This window comes from Actinopolyspora mzabensis (assembly GCF_900101095.1).
GTDB classification, from domain to species: Bacteria; Actinomycetota; Actinomycetes; order Mycobacteriales; family Pseudonocardiaceae; genus Actinopolyspora; species Actinopolyspora mzabensis.
In genome coordinates, this window is sequence record NZ_FNFM01000006.1 from 312,315 (window position 1) to 326,178 (window position 13,864).

The 13,864-nt window shown below is 69.8% G+C and carries 13 protein-coding genes; 9 read left to right on the top strand and 4 right to left on the bottom strand.

The window, feature by feature from the left end; translation table 11 throughout:
• Positions 1-64 precede the first annotated feature (64 nt).
• From BLR41_RS12300 to BLR41_RS12310, 3 genes are all read right to left on the bottom strand, one after another.
• On the bottom strand, positions 65-1,318 hold the full coding sequence (locus BLR41_RS12300; RefSeq protein WP_092628387.1) for an exo-beta-N-acetylmuramidase NamZ domain-containing protein: 1,254 nt from the start codon (positions 1,316-1,318) through the stop codon (positions 65-67).
• A 63-nt stretch (positions 1,319-1,381) separates the two neighbouring features.
• The gene (locus BLR41_RS12305; RefSeq protein ID WP_218120094.1) at positions 1,382-3,220 is read right to left on the bottom strand and encodes a glycoside hydrolase family 3 protein; all 1,839 of its coding nucleotides are present in this window, start codon (positions 3,218-3,220) and stop codon (positions 1,382-1,384) included.
• Between the two features lie 669 nt (positions 3,221-3,889).
• Positions 3,890-4,711: an HAD-IB family hydrolase gene (locus BLR41_RS12310; protein WP_245694096.1), complete on the bottom strand. Its 822-nt coding sequence runs from the start codon at positions 4,709-4,711 to the stop codon at positions 3,890-3,892.
• Between the two features lie 580 nt (positions 4,712-5,291).
• Here BLR41_RS12310 and ssd point away from each other — a divergent pair.
• Positions 5,292-6,629, top strand: coding sequence for a septum site-determining protein Ssd (gene ssd, locus BLR41_RS12315; RefSeq protein WP_245694097.1), 1,338 nt, complete (start codon positions 5,292-5,294; stop codon positions 6,627-6,629).
• A 785-nt stretch (positions 6,630-7,414) separates the two neighbouring features.
• Positions 7,415-7,810, top strand: coding sequence for a hypothetical protein (locus BLR41_RS12320; RefSeq protein ID WP_092628248.1), 396 nt, complete (start codon positions 7,415-7,417; stop codon positions 7,808-7,810).
• Positions 7,811-7,907: 97 nt separating this feature from the next.
• Here BLR41_RS12320 and BLR41_RS12325 read toward each other — a convergent pair whose 3' ends face one another.
• Complete coding sequence (locus tag BLR41_RS12325; RefSeq protein ID WP_092628391.1) at positions 7,908-8,096, bottom strand: hypothetical protein; 189 nt, start codon at positions 8,094-8,096, stop codon at positions 7,908-7,910.
• 505 nt (positions 8,097-8,601) lie between these two features.
• On the opposite strand from BLR41_RS12325, the gene BLR41_RS12330 reads away from it, so the two are divergent.
• The 7 genes from BLR41_RS12330 to BLR41_RS12365 all read left to right on the top strand — a co-directional run bounded on the left by BLR41_RS12330 (position 8,602) and on the right by BLR41_RS12365 (position 13,829).
• Positions 8,602-9,831, top strand: a complete 1,230-nt coding sequence (locus BLR41_RS12330) for a TadA family conjugal transfer-associated ATPase (RefSeq protein WP_092628393.1) — start codon at positions 8,602-8,604, stop codon at positions 9,829-9,831.
• The gene (locus BLR41_RS12335; RefSeq protein ID WP_143013065.1) at positions 9,825-10,712 is read left to right on the top strand and encodes a type II secretion system F family protein; all 888 of its coding nucleotides are present in this window, start codon (positions 9,825-9,827) and stop codon (positions 10,710-10,712) included. The genes BLR41_RS12330 and BLR41_RS12335 overlap by 7 nt, the downstream gene beginning before the upstream one ends.
• Positions 10,709-11,575 carry a type II secretion system F family protein gene (locus BLR41_RS12340; RefSeq protein WP_218120095.1) on the top strand — a complete coding sequence of 289 codons (867 nt, stop codon included), beginning with the start codon at positions 10,709-10,711 and terminating at the stop codon, positions 11,573-11,575. The genes BLR41_RS12335 and BLR41_RS12340 overlap by 4 nt, the downstream gene beginning before the upstream one ends.
• A 275-nt stretch (positions 11,576-11,850) precedes the next feature.
• Positions 11,851-11,991 (top strand): DUF4244 domain-containing protein, encoded by a 141-nt coding sequence (locus tag BLR41_RS24010; RefSeq protein ID WP_245694098.1) that lies wholly within the window; start codon positions 11,851-11,853, stop codon positions 11,989-11,991.
• Complete coding sequence (locus tag BLR41_RS12350) at positions 11,988-12,443, top strand: TadE family type IV pilus minor pilin (protein ID WP_218120096.1); 456 nt, start codon at positions 11,988-11,990, stop codon at positions 12,441-12,443. Before BLR41_RS24010 ends, BLR41_RS12350 begins: the two co-directional genes overlap by 4 nt.
• 5 nt (positions 12,444-12,448) lie before the next feature.
• On the top strand, positions 12,449-12,829 hold the full coding sequence (locus BLR41_RS12355) for an Rv3654c family TadE-like protein (RefSeq protein ID WP_218120097.1): 381 nt from the start codon (positions 12,449-12,451) through the stop codon (positions 12,827-12,829).
• A 376-nt stretch (positions 12,830-13,205) separates the two neighbouring features.
• The gene (locus BLR41_RS12365) at positions 13,206-13,829 is read left to right on the top strand and encodes a bifunctional DNA primase/polymerase (RefSeq protein ID WP_092628255.1); all 624 of its coding nucleotides are present in this window, start codon (positions 13,206-13,208) and stop codon (positions 13,827-13,829) included.
• Positions 13,830-13,864: the final 35 nt, after the last annotated feature.

Here is a 13,864-nt window from a genome sequence, read left to right on the forward strand (position 1 = left end):
CCCTGTCCGGTGCTTGTTCCCCTGCCGGTTCCTGCTCCACTGCCGGGTCCCCCGTGATGCCGGTTCACCGGTAGAGCAGGTAGGGCCGGCGTCGCCGCCGGAAATCGGCCAGCTCTTCCTCCCAGGCCCCGACGACGTCGGCGGTGTCGGCGCCCGCGTCGATCATCTCGCGCAGCCGGGCGGATCCGGTGAGGTTGTCGATCCAGTGGTCCGAGCGCCACCCGAACGCGTCCGGATAGAGCCGTCGGGCCTGCACGAGCATCCGCACCGCGGTGCCGATCGCGTCGAACTCCGCCTCCCCGGTGCGGTAGAGCTGCACTCCGCCACAGGTCTTTCCCCGGTGCTTGGAGAAGGTCGGCACGAAGTGGGTCTCCCGGAAGTAGGCCCCGGTCGTGCCCTCCGAATTGAGTCGTTCCGCCCAGCGCCGGTCCACTCCGGGCGCGCCGATGATCTCGAAGGGTCTGGTGGTTCCTCTGCCCTCCGAGAACACCGTGCCCTCGAACATCCCGGTACCGGGATAGACCAGGGCGGTGTCCGGTGTGGGCATGTTCGGGCTCGGCGGTATCCACGGCAACCCGGTTTCGGTGAACGAGTGTTCCCGGGACCAGCCGGACATCTCGACCACGTCCAGCCCGGGGAGTCGCTCCTTCTCCCGCTCGGGCAGGAACTCGGCGTCGAACATGCGTGCCAGCTCGCCGACGGTCATGCCGTGTTGCTGTGCGATCGGCAGCTCACCCACCCCGGAGGCGAACTCGGGATCGAGCACCGGCCCGGCCGCGCGCCCGCCCAGCGGGTTCGGCCGGTCCAGCACGGTCAGCGGCACCCCAACCCGCACTGCCGCCCGCATCGCGGTGTACATCGTCCAGACGTAGGTGTAGAAACGCGTTCCGACGTCGGCGATGTCGAACACCAGCCGGTCGACCGAGGCCTGCCGCAGCATCCCGGCGAGTTTCGCCGTGTCCGCCCCGTAGGTGTCGTAGACCGGTATCCCGGTTCGGGGATCGGTGTAGTCACCTTCCGAACCGCCCGCCTGCGCGGTGCCCCGGAAGCCGTGTTCCGGGCCGAAAACGGCCACCACCTCGACGCCCTCGGCGGAGTGCATCTCGTCGACGATGTGTGGCAGCCCCGCCCGCGGCCGGGTTACCACGGAAGTCGGATTGGCGATCACGCCGAGCCGGGGGCCGCGGAGACGTTCCCATCCCGCGGCGGCGAGTTCGTCGGCTCCGGTCCGTACCGGTCGGCGGCCGGCTCCTCGCCCGGAGTCCCGTTCGGAGTCCTGTTCGGTACTGGCGGCCGATGCCCCGGTGAGCCCGAGCATCGGAGCCGTCACTGCGGAGGAGAGCAGGAACCTCCTGCGGTCAAGTTCACCCAACTCGCTACCTCACCAGGTGATTCCGTGGCCGAACGGATAACGCGGTGCGTCGGGGCGGTCCGGATCGGGGACCGGCACCGGCAACTTGCCCGAGGGGGACACCACACCGAACAGCACTCTTGTCAGGGATCGCATCGACACCTGCCGGTAGGAGTAGGTGGCCAGCCAGGTGCCGATTTCGTCGACGCAGGCGGCGTCGTAGGGGTCGCGCACCGCCACTGCGATCACGCGGTCGCCCGCCCGGCTCAACGAGCGGAGCAGCTCGCGTTGCGCACCGCCGGAGTCCCGCCAGGCACCGTTGGTCAGCACGATCGTCACGTCGTGTCGTTCGGCGCGGTCGGCCGCCTCGCCGATCAGTCGCTCTTCCGGGGATTCCCCGGTGTGCAGCGTTTCCGTCATCCGATGCTGCCGCCGGACCTCGGCGGCCAGTTCGGCGGTGGTTGTTTCGCCCCACCCCGTGACGAACACGCTTCCCACCGCTGTCCGCAGTGGCAGCAGGCCGGTGTCGTCGCGCAGCGCCGTCACGGAGTCGTCGGTGATCCGCAGCGCCTGCCGCCGGTGTGAGGCAGTGCCGACCGTCCGTTCCACCTCCGCCGGGTCCACCAGGGGGGTCGAGACCGTCCCACGGCGGTCCTTCATGCTCAGGATCCGCAGTACGCTGTTGTCTATGTCCCGTTCGGCCAGCCTGCCCGAACGCACGGCATCGGTCACCGCCCCGATCGCGGCGGAGAGGTCTCCCGGCATCAGCAGCTGATCGGCGCCAGCCTCCAGCGCCAGCACGGGAACGTCCTCGGCGGGGTGGAGCTCGTGCACTCCCGCCATCCGCAGCGAGTCGGTGACCACCACCCCCTGGAAACCGAGTTCCTCGCGCAGCAGCCCGGTGAGAATGCGGTGCGAAAGCGTCGCCGGTTCTCCGGAGGGGTCGAGTTCGGGGAACTTCAGGTGCCCCGTCATCACCGCGTCGGTGCCCTCGTCGATCGCGGCTCGGAACGGCGGCGCGTCCAGCCGTCGCCACTGCCGTTCGTCGTGGTCGATGACTGGAAGGTCGGTGTGGCTGTCCACGCTGGTGTCGCCGTGACCGGGGAAGTGCTTGACGGTGGCCGAGACGGTGTTTCGCGCCGCTCCCGCGCGCTGGTAGCCGCGTATCTGGGAGCGGGTCAGTTCCGCGGCCAGTTCCGGTGAGGAGGCGAAGGAGCGCACCCCGATGACCGGGTTCTCCGGATTGACGTTGACGTCCCCGACCGGCGCGAAGTTCTGGGTGATGCCCATGGCGCGCAGCTCTCGGCCGGTGATGCGTGCCGCCCGCTCCGCCGCGCCCGTCTCGCGGGCCGCGCCCAGCGCCATGCTGCCGGGCAGTACCGTCGCGGGTTCGTCTATCCGGGTGATGGCGCCCTGTTCCTGGTCGGTGGCTATGGTCAGTGGAATCCCGGCCCCCGAATCCAGCGCGGCCCGCTGCAACCCGTTCGAGAGTTCGGCGATCTGCCGGGGCTCCCGCAGGCTGTCCGTCCAGGAGAAGTGGATGACGCCGCCGAGCCCGAACCGCCGTACCACCTCGGCGGGGGAGCCCACCCCGTACTCCGTGCGGTTGGTGGGGTGGTCGGTGTCGGCCGTGGCCCCGTACACCACCGTCACGAAGAGTTGCCCCACCTTCTGCGGTAGCGACATGTTCCGCACCGTGCGGCGGGCCCAGTCGGTCGTCCCCGTCAGCGGTGGCCGGTCGGTTCCTGCCGCATCGAACGTGCCCGGGGGGTGCTGTCCGTTTCTCCCGTCGGCGGCGGCCAGGGTGCCCAGCGTCGCCGTTCCCAGCGCGACAGTACCGAGCTGCCGCCTGCCGAATGTCGCTGCCACGAGGGAGCTCCCGTTCCACGGAACTTGGATTCGCCGGTGGCGGCCGTCGTTGGTTCTGGGACGCGGCGGAGAACCGAACGCATGGGAGAACCGTGAGTGTCCCACCGGATACCGGATCGGGGTGTAAGTTACCCACGGTGTGTGAGGCGGTCAACGCTACGCGCCGGGCTGGTGACTTTTCGGGTGAGTGGTTCCAGCCCGCACGACTCGGCCAGGGCAGGACTCGCCCGCGGCAGGACGTGCCAGGATTCGATCCCCGGACATGATGGTGGCGCCCGCCAGTTCGACTGACGAGCGCCACTCTCCCGGCGCGAACCTGCGGGTTACCAAGCGTGTGCTAGTTGTCGTATCCTGCGGGCTCGGCGCCCGGCGTCCCGGTACGCAACCCTGAGAACGACTTTGCCTTTATTCAGCGGCTGCGCGTGGGTTCCCGCCATCGCGCCCGGAGCCCCGTCGGGAGGACGCTGCTTCTCCTCCGCAACGTCCCTGGCCAACCAGGGTTCCGTACTTCCTTTTTAGACCGCGCGGCGAGCTCTCGCAAGTCCCGGAGCGAGATCCTCTCCCGGGATCGGGCCAGGTGGGTGGGGAAGGCGACGCGTCGGGGTCGGGCGCTCCCCCAGCGGTGCCGGCGGCGATCCGGCTCACGGGTTGGGCACTCGGCCACCGACTTCACCGCTTCGCGTGCCATCGCCGCCACCACAGCCCGTAAACCACTCCGGCGGCGACGACGCCCAACGCCACGACGGTGGTGGTGACGGTGGTCGCGGACGGAGTGGGGAACCGTGCCCGCAGCGACACCGGGTGTTCGAACACCAGCGCGGGCCAGCCGCGCTGCGCCGCCTCCTTGCGGAGGCCCCGGTCCGGGTTGACCACGGTCGGGTGGCCCACCAGCTCCAACAGCGGCAGATCGGTGAGCGAGTCCGAATAGGCGTGGCACTCCGACAGCCGGTACCCCTCCCGCTCGGCGATCTCGACCGCCGCGCGTGCCTTCTCGGCGCCGGTGCAGTAGAACTCCAGCTCGCCGGTGTAGCGCCCGTCCTCGATCCGCATCCGGCTGCTCGCCCAGTTGGTGACGCCGAGCAGCCGGGCCACGGGGGCCACCACCTCTTCGCCGGACGCCGAGAGCACCACCACGTCGTCGTCCTCGGCGCGGTGTTCGGAGATGAGCTGGGTGGCTTCCCGGTAGACCAGCGGATCCACGATGTCGTGCAGCGTCTCGTCGACGATCGCGTCGACCTGCTCGACGTCCCACCCGGCGCACAGCGAGGTCAGGTGCTGCCGCATTCGTTCCATCTGGTCGCTGTCCGCGCCCGCGAGCATGAACATGAACTGGGCGTAGGTGCTCTTCAGGACTGCCCGACGGTTGATCAGCCCTTCCCGGAAGAACGGTTTGCTGAACGCGAGCGTGCTCGATCGGGCGATGATCGTCCTGTCCAGATCGAAGAACGCCGCCCCGCGTCGTTCGCGGTTCTCGGGAGCATGCTGGGTCACCCCGTCAGCATAAGAGCCGTCGCGCCGGGAAGCGTTCCAGTCGGTTCGAGGAGCTCGCGAGCCGTTCCGAGCTCGTCCACCGGTCCGGACGGCCGTCCTGGAGTCGGCCGCGAACGAGCCGTGGCGGTTAACTCTTTCGGGTGAAATTGCTCCCGGCTTCGAGCACGCAACGTACAGATGCAGCTGCATGTGAACGGTTCGATTAGTCCGAATGCAGGTTTTCAGTCCGCTACATTCCTCCTAATGGACGCAACGCGTCCGTTCGAGGGTGAGCGATACAGTGGGGAGGTCCGGTACACCGGACAGTTCAGCCCGACCCCCCGGGGCTGAACCACTGGCGGCCCTCGTCCCTCCCCCCTGGCGAGGGCCGCCCTTCTTTCTCCGATTCCGTGGTTCCTCGGTTTTGTCCACGAGGCCCCCGCTCGTCCACAGCGCCTCGATCTCGTGCTGGCGCACCGGCCCCACCCGGCCACACGGTGGACGGGACAGGGATGTGGACAAGGTGAACGCGGCGGTCGTTGTTGGCACCGAGGGAACTCGCCGTGCCCCGGGCAACACCGCTATCGGGGGTGCCAGTGGGATGCCGGAAGACGCGGAGCAGGGTCGGGAGAAGCAGGGCCGGGAGAAACACGGCCGGACGGGGCAGGGCCGGACGGGGCAGGGCCGGACGGGGCAGGGCCGGGCGAGGTCGGGGGGCGCGGTACCGGCTCACGCGGTGCGGGCGCGTGGGACGCCGGGAGAACCGCTGATCGTCACCGACGACCCGGGGCTCGCCGAGGAACTGGCCGGAGTGGCCGCGGCCGCGGGCTGTGAGCCGCGCCGGGTCGCCACGGCACGGGAGGTGGGTGGGTCCTGGCACGAGGCTCCCGTGGTGCTGCTGGATACCAGGGCGCTCGAGGAGTGTTCGGCAGTGGGGCTCCCACGGCGCCCCGGGCTGATTCTGGTCACCGCTCGGGCGGAGCCGGAGTTCTGGCGAGCCGCCTTCCGGAGCGGGGCGCAACACGCCGTCGAACTGGTTTCCGAGGAGCAGCGTCTGGTGGGGCTGCTCACCGAACTCACCGAGGACGTCCCAACCCGGGAGGGAAGCCTGCTGGCGGTGCTCGGCGGCAGCGGCGGCGCGGGGGCCTCGGTACTGGCCGCCGTCACCGGCGTGCTCGCCGCTCGCAAGGGCGGCCACTGCACGTTGCTCGACTGCGACCCACTGGGCGGAGGTCTGGATCTGCTGCTGGGGGAGGAACACACTTCCGGGGTGCGGTGGTCGGAACTGTCGCTGGGCACCGGGAGGTTCACCGCGGCGGCGCTGCGGGAGGCCCTGCCCTCCCGGCGGCTCGGTTCCGGCGAGATCGCCACCCTGAGCTGTTCCAGGGAGGACGTGCCGCGCGGCATGACACCCGAGTCGGTGTGCGCCGTGCTCGACGCGGCCCGCAGAGCCGGTCAGACCGTGGTGTGCGACCTGCCCCGCGTGCAGAACGAGTCCACCCTGGCTGTGCTGCGTCGCGCCGATCTCACGGTGCTGGTGGTTCCGGCCGAGATACGTGCTTGCGTCGCGGCGGGCGGAGTGCTCGACGCCGTCCGGGACGCCGTGCCCGGACAGCTGCGAGCGATCGTGCGGGGGCCGTCGCCCGGAGGATTGCGTCTGGTGGACATTCGCAGAGCCCTGGGGTTGGAAGTGCTCACCGCGATGCGAACGGACCGTGGGCTCACCGCGCTCATCGATCGGTTCGGATTGTGTGCCGTTCGGCTCGGTGAGCACCGGCCACCGGTTCGGGCGGGCAGGAAACTGCTCACCCTGCTGGACGAGATCACCGGCGAAGCCTCGGGAACGGCTGATCGGTGGGAGTTCTTCGGTCGGCACGGCCGTTCCCCGCTGCGGTTCGCTTGCGGTGCTACCGGCGGGGAGGATCGTCCGATTCGATAGCTCTACACGGCGAACCCCGTTTTACGTTTCGTGTTCGGCTTTTCGGTGCTCCCGCTTCGCGTGGACGCGGAAAGATCACTGAAGTGCGCGGTCAAAATCGCGCTTCTTTTCGGTTGCGATTCGGGATACCCGACCGCGGAACACCGTGATGGTTCCCGAGGTCGAAATTCGACACGAGTGTTGTGCCGGATCCGCCTCGCAGCGGTGGTGTCGACGATTTCGCGGTGCTCCCGGCGCGCCGCGTGCCCGACTCTCGGTTCCGACCCACTTCCGGGCCCCGGTTCTCCTCGCGAGGGAGCCCTCACCGCGAGCCGGTACTCTGCACCAGCGGCGAAACGCGCTCACCGCTCCGTATCGAACTGAGCACGCGCCGGTGTCCGGCAGTGTCCCCCGTGTTCGGTCACGGTGTTTTCCCTGCTCTTCCCCGATTTCCCCCAGGTGGATCCGTGTCTTGTGGGCTCTCCGCGGACACCTTAGCTCCGTTCGCGACGGTTCGCACGATGGAAGGAATCGGTACGGTATCGCTCTCGAGTGCGGGGGCTTTCGGGCGCCCGGTTCTCGGAGTGCGTTCCGGCCCGGGGGATTGTCGATCTTCGAGGAAGATTCTTTTTGGTTGATGTCGAATTTGACCCGGCAAAGTTCGGGGTAATACCGGTAAACTCGCCGAAGAGTTCTTGCGCGAAGGCCGCGAATGCGACGAGGGGTGCCGTGTTCCGTGGCCACATGCTCGTGGATCCCTTCCGGGGCCACGACTATTTCGGACAGTTGTCGGGAGGAGGTTCGCGGTGTCCGAGTCTTCCAGCTCCAGCCCGCGACCCATGGACGTCACGATCGCCGAGAGTGTTGTTCGTACGGCTACCGGAACCGTGGATTCCGAAATGGTGGACCAGATCGCCAGAGTGCTGGCTCGTCACTCCGCGTTCAGTTCCGAGCTCGCCGATACGGCTGCCAGGGGAATGCTCTCGGCAGAGGAAGTCAGCGCCGCGAGTGCGCGTGCACACGAAGTGACCGAGCGCGAGATCCAGCGTGTGCTCGCCAGCGCGCGGGCGCACGAGACGGATGCTCCGGTGCCGCCGCAGCCGCGTGGCAGGCCGGCAGTGGAAACCTACGAGGAGAGCTACGAATCGGAGCCCTCGTTGCCCGCGCAGACCGCGGCGGCGATGTTGGGAGTGCATCCCTGACCGGGCTTCTTCGCTCCGGTGGTCGGGTGCCCCTCCGGGCGGCAGGTCCGGCCCACCGCGGCACTTCGCGGTCGATTCGCGACTGTGGACCGATGTTTCAGTGCTCGGGCTGGTGGATCCGGGACGAGAGCGCGTCGATCGCGTCGTCCAGTTCCGCCAGCCGGAGGCGGAGGGTCGCGGCGAGCCGCGGATCCTCGGTTTCCTCCAGTGTCGCGGCGAGCTCGCCGTAACGGGTCAGCAGCGCGGCGATGTCGTTGCCCGATGTCTCCCACCCCTGCTCGTTCAACTTGACTCCCACCCTTTTCGCGTGAGTTTCGCCGACCCCGCGTGGACCCCGTCGGTACGGCACGGGTCCCCGAAGTCCGGCTTCGGTTGTCGTAGCCCGCGGCCGGATTCCTCGTCGCCGGCTCCGTTGCCGGTTACCCGAACCGAGCGCCCGTCATTCCCTCCCGGACACGTGTCCGTTCGCCGACCGTGCGGAACCGGTGTTTCGGGAGTTCGTTGCTCGCCATCGCTGTGTGCCGTGAAGAGTCCTAACACGAATGGCCTAACGGTGCCATGCGACTCGGGCTTCGCGACCCCGTTGCCGCTGACTCGGCAGCGGTGACTCCCGCGCCGCTCGGTCCCGTCCCCGGCTGGGCGGCGACCGCTTGTCCACAACAGACCCGTTTTTCCCCAGGGAGCGAGGTTCGGGATTGGCGCCGGGGCCGTATCGGAGCAGCGTGATCGGTGCGGACGACGACGCGGTGCGGGTAGTTCCCCGGCCGCCGAACCGAACTGAGGTGGGAACGATGCCGCTGTCCACCGAGCGAGGCTCCACCACGGACTCGCCCACACCCTGCTCCGAGCTTGTGGACGAGGATCTCGTGAACCGGGTACGGGCACGTCTGGTCTCCGAGGGTGGCGACCTCACCGCACACGCCATAGCCGTTGCCGTACGTGAGGAGGCCGGGGCTCCGCTCGGTGACGGCGAGGTTCTCCGCACGATCCGCAGGCTCCACCGCGACTTCCTGGGGACCGGACCGCTGGAGTCGTTACTGCGACGTTCCGACGTCACCGATGTGCTGGTGAGTGGTCCCGAGGAGGTGTGGATGGACCGCGGTTCCGGCCTGGAACGTGCCGGGGTGAGCTTCGCGAGCGAGGAGGAGGTGCGCAGGCTCGCCCAGCGTCTGGCCCTGGCCGCGGGCCGCAGACTGGACGATGCCCAGCCCTGGGTGGACGGGTGGTTGCCCGAGAGCGTGGCGGGCACCACGGTGCGGTTGCACGCGGTGCTCGCTCCCGTGGCCGCGGACGGGACGTGCGTTTCGCTGCGAATTCTGCGACCCGAGGTGCACGATCTTGCGAGTCTGTGGCGACTCTCGACGTTCGACTCCGAGACCTGGTCGTTGCTTCGCTCGATAGTGGCCGCCCGCCCGGCCTTTCTGGTCACCGGAAGTACCGGCTCCGGGAAGACGACACTGCTCGGCGCGCTGCTGGGGGAGGTGCCCGCCACCGAGCGCATCGTGTGCGTGGAGGAGGCACGGGAACTCAACCCGGTGCACCCTCACGTGGTCCGGCTGGTGGCCCGGCCGCCGAACATCGAGGGCAGCGGACAGATACGGATGAACGAACTGGTGCGGCAGGCGTTGCGCATGCGACCGGACCGAATCGTGGTGGGAGAAGCGCGCGGTGCCGAGATCCGGGAGCTGCTCGACTGTCTCAACACCGGTCACGAGGGCGGCGCCGGCACGGTACACGCCAACTCGCCCGCGGAGGTCCCGGCACGACTGGAGGCGCTGGGGGCGCACGGCGGTATGGGTCGTCGAGCGCTGCACAGCCAGCTTCTCGCAGCGATCCGGGTGGTGCTGCACATGCGTCGTACCGCCCACCGTGGCAGACACCTCGCGGGGATAGGCGTGCTGCATCGGGCCGGTTCGGAGACCCGGGTGCGGCCGGCCTGGGAAATCGAGTCCGGTTGGGGACCGGCACGTGGACAACTGCTGGACCTGCTCGCGGCGGGAGCGGAGCGGGCCGAATGTTGACCTCGCCACCTGTCCAGGGGACACCGGCGGTCCCGATGTCCGTGGTGCTCGCTTCGGCGGCGTTGCTGCTCGGTTGGCCCGACCGAGCGGCCGTGAACAGGCTGGCGCTGCTGCGTGGTCCGGTGGGTTCCGCTTCGCGCTCGTGGCCGCGGCCGATCCTGCCCGTTCTCGGTCTCGGCGGCGTGGTGCTGCTCGTGTCCGCAGTGGACCTCACGGTGATCCTCGTCCTCGTGCTGCTGGCCGCGCTCGCCGAGCGACACCGCAGGTGGCGGGCGCGCTCCGCACACCGGCTGCGGGTGTTGGAAGCGCTGGTAGCGGGACTGCGGGTGCTGGTGAGTGAACTGGAGGTGGGAACGCATCCCTACGCCGCCGCCGAGAGTGCCGCCGCCGAGAGTGCCGCCGCCGAGAGTGGTGCCGCCGAGAGTGGTGCCGCCGACAGCACGACCGAGGTGAGCGGGTTTTTCACCGACCTCGCGAACTCGGTGCGCCTGGGAGGACTCCCCGACCGGGAGTTCGGCAGCGGACCGCTCTCCGCCGAGCTGCATCGGGATACCGCCCGGATAGCGCGTCGCTGGCGGCTCGCCGAGCGATACGGCGTTCCGCTGGCGCGCTTGCTCGAAACCGCTCAGACGGATCTGGAGCATCGGCTCCGGGCAGAGCGGGACGTCGAAGCCAAGCTGGCCGGGGCACGGGCCACCGCCGCCGTGCTGCTCGCCCTGCCCGCGCTCGGACTCGCGCTCGGGCAGGCGAGCGGAGCCGGGGCCCTGGCCGTACTCACGACCACCCCGCTCGGACACGTCCTGCTGCTGTCGGGAACCGGTTTGCTGTGTGGCGGCGTGCTGTGGGTGCAGCGACTGACCGACAGGGGAGCACGGCAGTGACCCCGGCCCTGTCGATGACCCCGGCCCTGTCGATGACCCCGGCCCTGGCGATGATCCCGCCCCTGGCGATGCTCGACCCACCGGTACTACCGCTGGTGAGCGTGGCGCTGCTGCTGCTGGGCAACGGATCCACCGCTCGGAGGCTGCGTGGCGTGCTGCCCCCGCACCGGACGACCGGTTCGCGGAACGCGTCCCACGCGCCGGGTGCCGGACGCGGGAAGGTCGGCCGTGTGCAGCCTCGCTCGGCGTCGCGGCAGGTGCTCCCGATCGGACTCGGCTCGGCGGTCGGGACCGGCGTGCTCCTCGTACTGCTGGGTTCGCACGGCCCTGCCGTGGCCGTGCCCGTTGCGCTCGGCGCGGGTGCGGCGGCGGTCCGGGGGTGCCGCCTCGCGCTCGGTCGTGGACGCAAGCCGAACCCCACTCCGCCGACTCGGGTGGCAGCGGGTTGTGAACTGTGGGCCGCGGGACTGCGGTCCGGGTTGCCGCCGACGGCCCTGTTGCACGAGATGGCAACCGAGTTCGAGACCCCCGCGGCCGACGGACTCCGCGAGGTCTCCCGAGTGCTCGCGCTCGGGGCCGATCCGGATGCCGCCTGGGAATCCGCCGTGGCGCAACCGGATACCGCCGAACTCGCCAGGGCGGCCCGTCGCAGCGCGGGCAGCGGCAGCGGCCTCGCGCGAGTCGCCGAGCAGCTCGCCGCCCGACAGCGAGCAGCAGCACGGGAAAAGGCGCTGGCCGATGCGGAGCGAGCGGCTGTCCGGGTGACGGCACCGCTGGGGCTGTGCTTTCTGCCGTCGTTCTTCTGCCTCGGCGTGCTGCCGATCGTGCTGGGGATGGTGCAACGGCTCCAGGGCCACTGGTGAGCGGGCCCCCGCTCGAAGGCGGGACGAGCTCGGAGTTCCGGGCGTGAACCCGCTCGAACGCAACGCTCGGTCCATGCGGATCGAGCACGCGGAGGAATCGAACCCCGGTTACCCGAAAACCTCCGCTTACCGGAAAACACCGATGTTCGACGAAACGGAGGGAGAACATGACATCGATTCGACGAGCGTGCCGGCATCCCCGCGCGGTGCCGTTCCGGAGGATCCGGGCCGGATTCCCCCGGCGTCTCCGAGGCGTGCTGCGCGGGGAGTCCGGCATGAGCACGGCTGAGTACGCGATCGGCACGCTGACCGCGGCGGCTTTCGCCTCGGTGCTGTACATGCTGGTGACCAGTGACTTCGTCACCGAAGCGCTGACCTCGCTGCTGCGGCAGGCGCTGTCGGGGCACTCGCGTTGACCGGCGCTGGTTCGGGCGGTGCGGTGCGCGTCGAACGCGACGCCGAACCCGCTTCCGCCCCCGACGCCGGAAGCGTGACCGTGGAAGCCGCACTGGGAATCTGCTCGGTGGTGGCCGTTTTCCTGCTGGTGCTGGGGGCGATCACGGCCGTTTTCCTCCAGCTCCGCTGTACCGATGCCGCTGTCGAGGCTGCCAGGCTGCGTGCCCGTGGGGACGTCGTCCGTGCGGAACGAGCCGTGGAACGCGTCGCCCCGGACAGCGCGCGGCACCACACCACCGTCGCGAACGGATACGTGACGGTCACCGTCGATGTTCGGCCGCTCGGAAATGTCCTTCCGATCCGGCTGCGCGCTCGTGCGCACGCGGCGCTCGAACCCGGCGTGGCAGGCTCGGGCACTCCGGAAGGCGGGCGGCACGAGGCCCCGAGCGGCGTTCCGGAGGCTCCGGGATGAGTTCGGTGGGACGCGTTCGCTCCGGTGGTGACTCGGGTGACGAGGGCAGCGCCACGGTTCCGGCCGCGGTGCTGACCTTGGCGGTACTCGCGGCGTGCTGGCTCGGGGTTCAGTTCGGTGCGGCGCTCGTTGCCGGTCATCGGGTTAGTGGCGCGGCCGATCTGGCGGCCCTGGCAGCGGCCGCACACAGTCACCAGGGGCGCTACGCCGCCTGTTCCCGCGCGGAGGAGGTGGCACGGCGGATGAACGTCGTGCTGCACGAGTGCCTGCTGCACGGCAGGCGGGCACGGGTCCGCACCGAACTGGAGATCCCCGCGGCACCACCGGGAATCGGGCATGTGAGCGGGCGGGCGATGGCCGGACCGGTCGACGATCGGCGGGACTGATCGAAGCCTCCCGTTCACCGCCGCGGTGCCGGCTGCAGCGGCGGGCTCCGGTGCGAACCAGCGGTTCGGCGAGCACGGCGTCGAACCGGACGGAGAACCGGCCGTGCCGAACGCGGCGTCCACGGGGGAATTCGAACGCGTCCTCGGGAGTGCGGTTCGTCCGCTTGGCGCGGAAACCGTCCACTTCGTGGAGACCGCTCGTCACGCGACGAGTGGTAGCGACGGGACCGCTCGTTACCGCTTCGAGTTCGGCCGCTCTGTTATCCGGATCACGCTCGTCGCCTTTCGGTGACCGGTCGTCGACGCGGGGGTGTACGAAACGCCTTCGCTTGCCGTTATTTGGGGATACCAGCGCGGAACAAGGAGGCGTGACGAAATGGATTTGGCGACGGAAGGTTGGCGCAATGCCTTCCGGATCGAGCTGCGGGTGCAGGTCCTCGAACTGGCTTCGCACGGCTGGCCGGTGTTTCCGGGGAGCTACCCCTCGGCCGATGGATGGGTCGGTGGCGAGAATTCGCCCGACGAGACCGGGCCCGGGCCGCTTCCGGTGCACCGCGACTGGCGGGGCCTGCTCCGCGCCGACGCCGACGACGTCGCCGGTTGGTGGACGGCGCAGCCCTACAGCGTGCTGCTGGCCACGGGGGACGGGATCGAGGCGATCGAGGTGGACGCGGACCTCGGACGTCGGGCCGCGATCGCGCTGCGCGCCCTGGCAACCCCCACACCGATCGCCGCCACTCCGCACGGCCGGTGGTACTTCTTCACCGAGGCCGGTCAGCGGTTGTCCGAGGAGCTGGCAGCGGCGGACGGCGTGCGACTGCACGCGGCGGGTAGTTGGCTGCCGTTGCCGCCCTCGACCTTCCCGAACGGGGTACTGCACTGGCGGGTCAAGCCGCAGCTCTGCGGCTGGCGGCTTCCCGAACCGGCCCACGTCCAGGACGCGCTGCTCACCGGGCTGCACCGGCTCCACGGCGATCGGGTGCTCACCGCCACGGGCTGACCGAACCACGGACTGCGGGGCCGGCACCGAGTGCC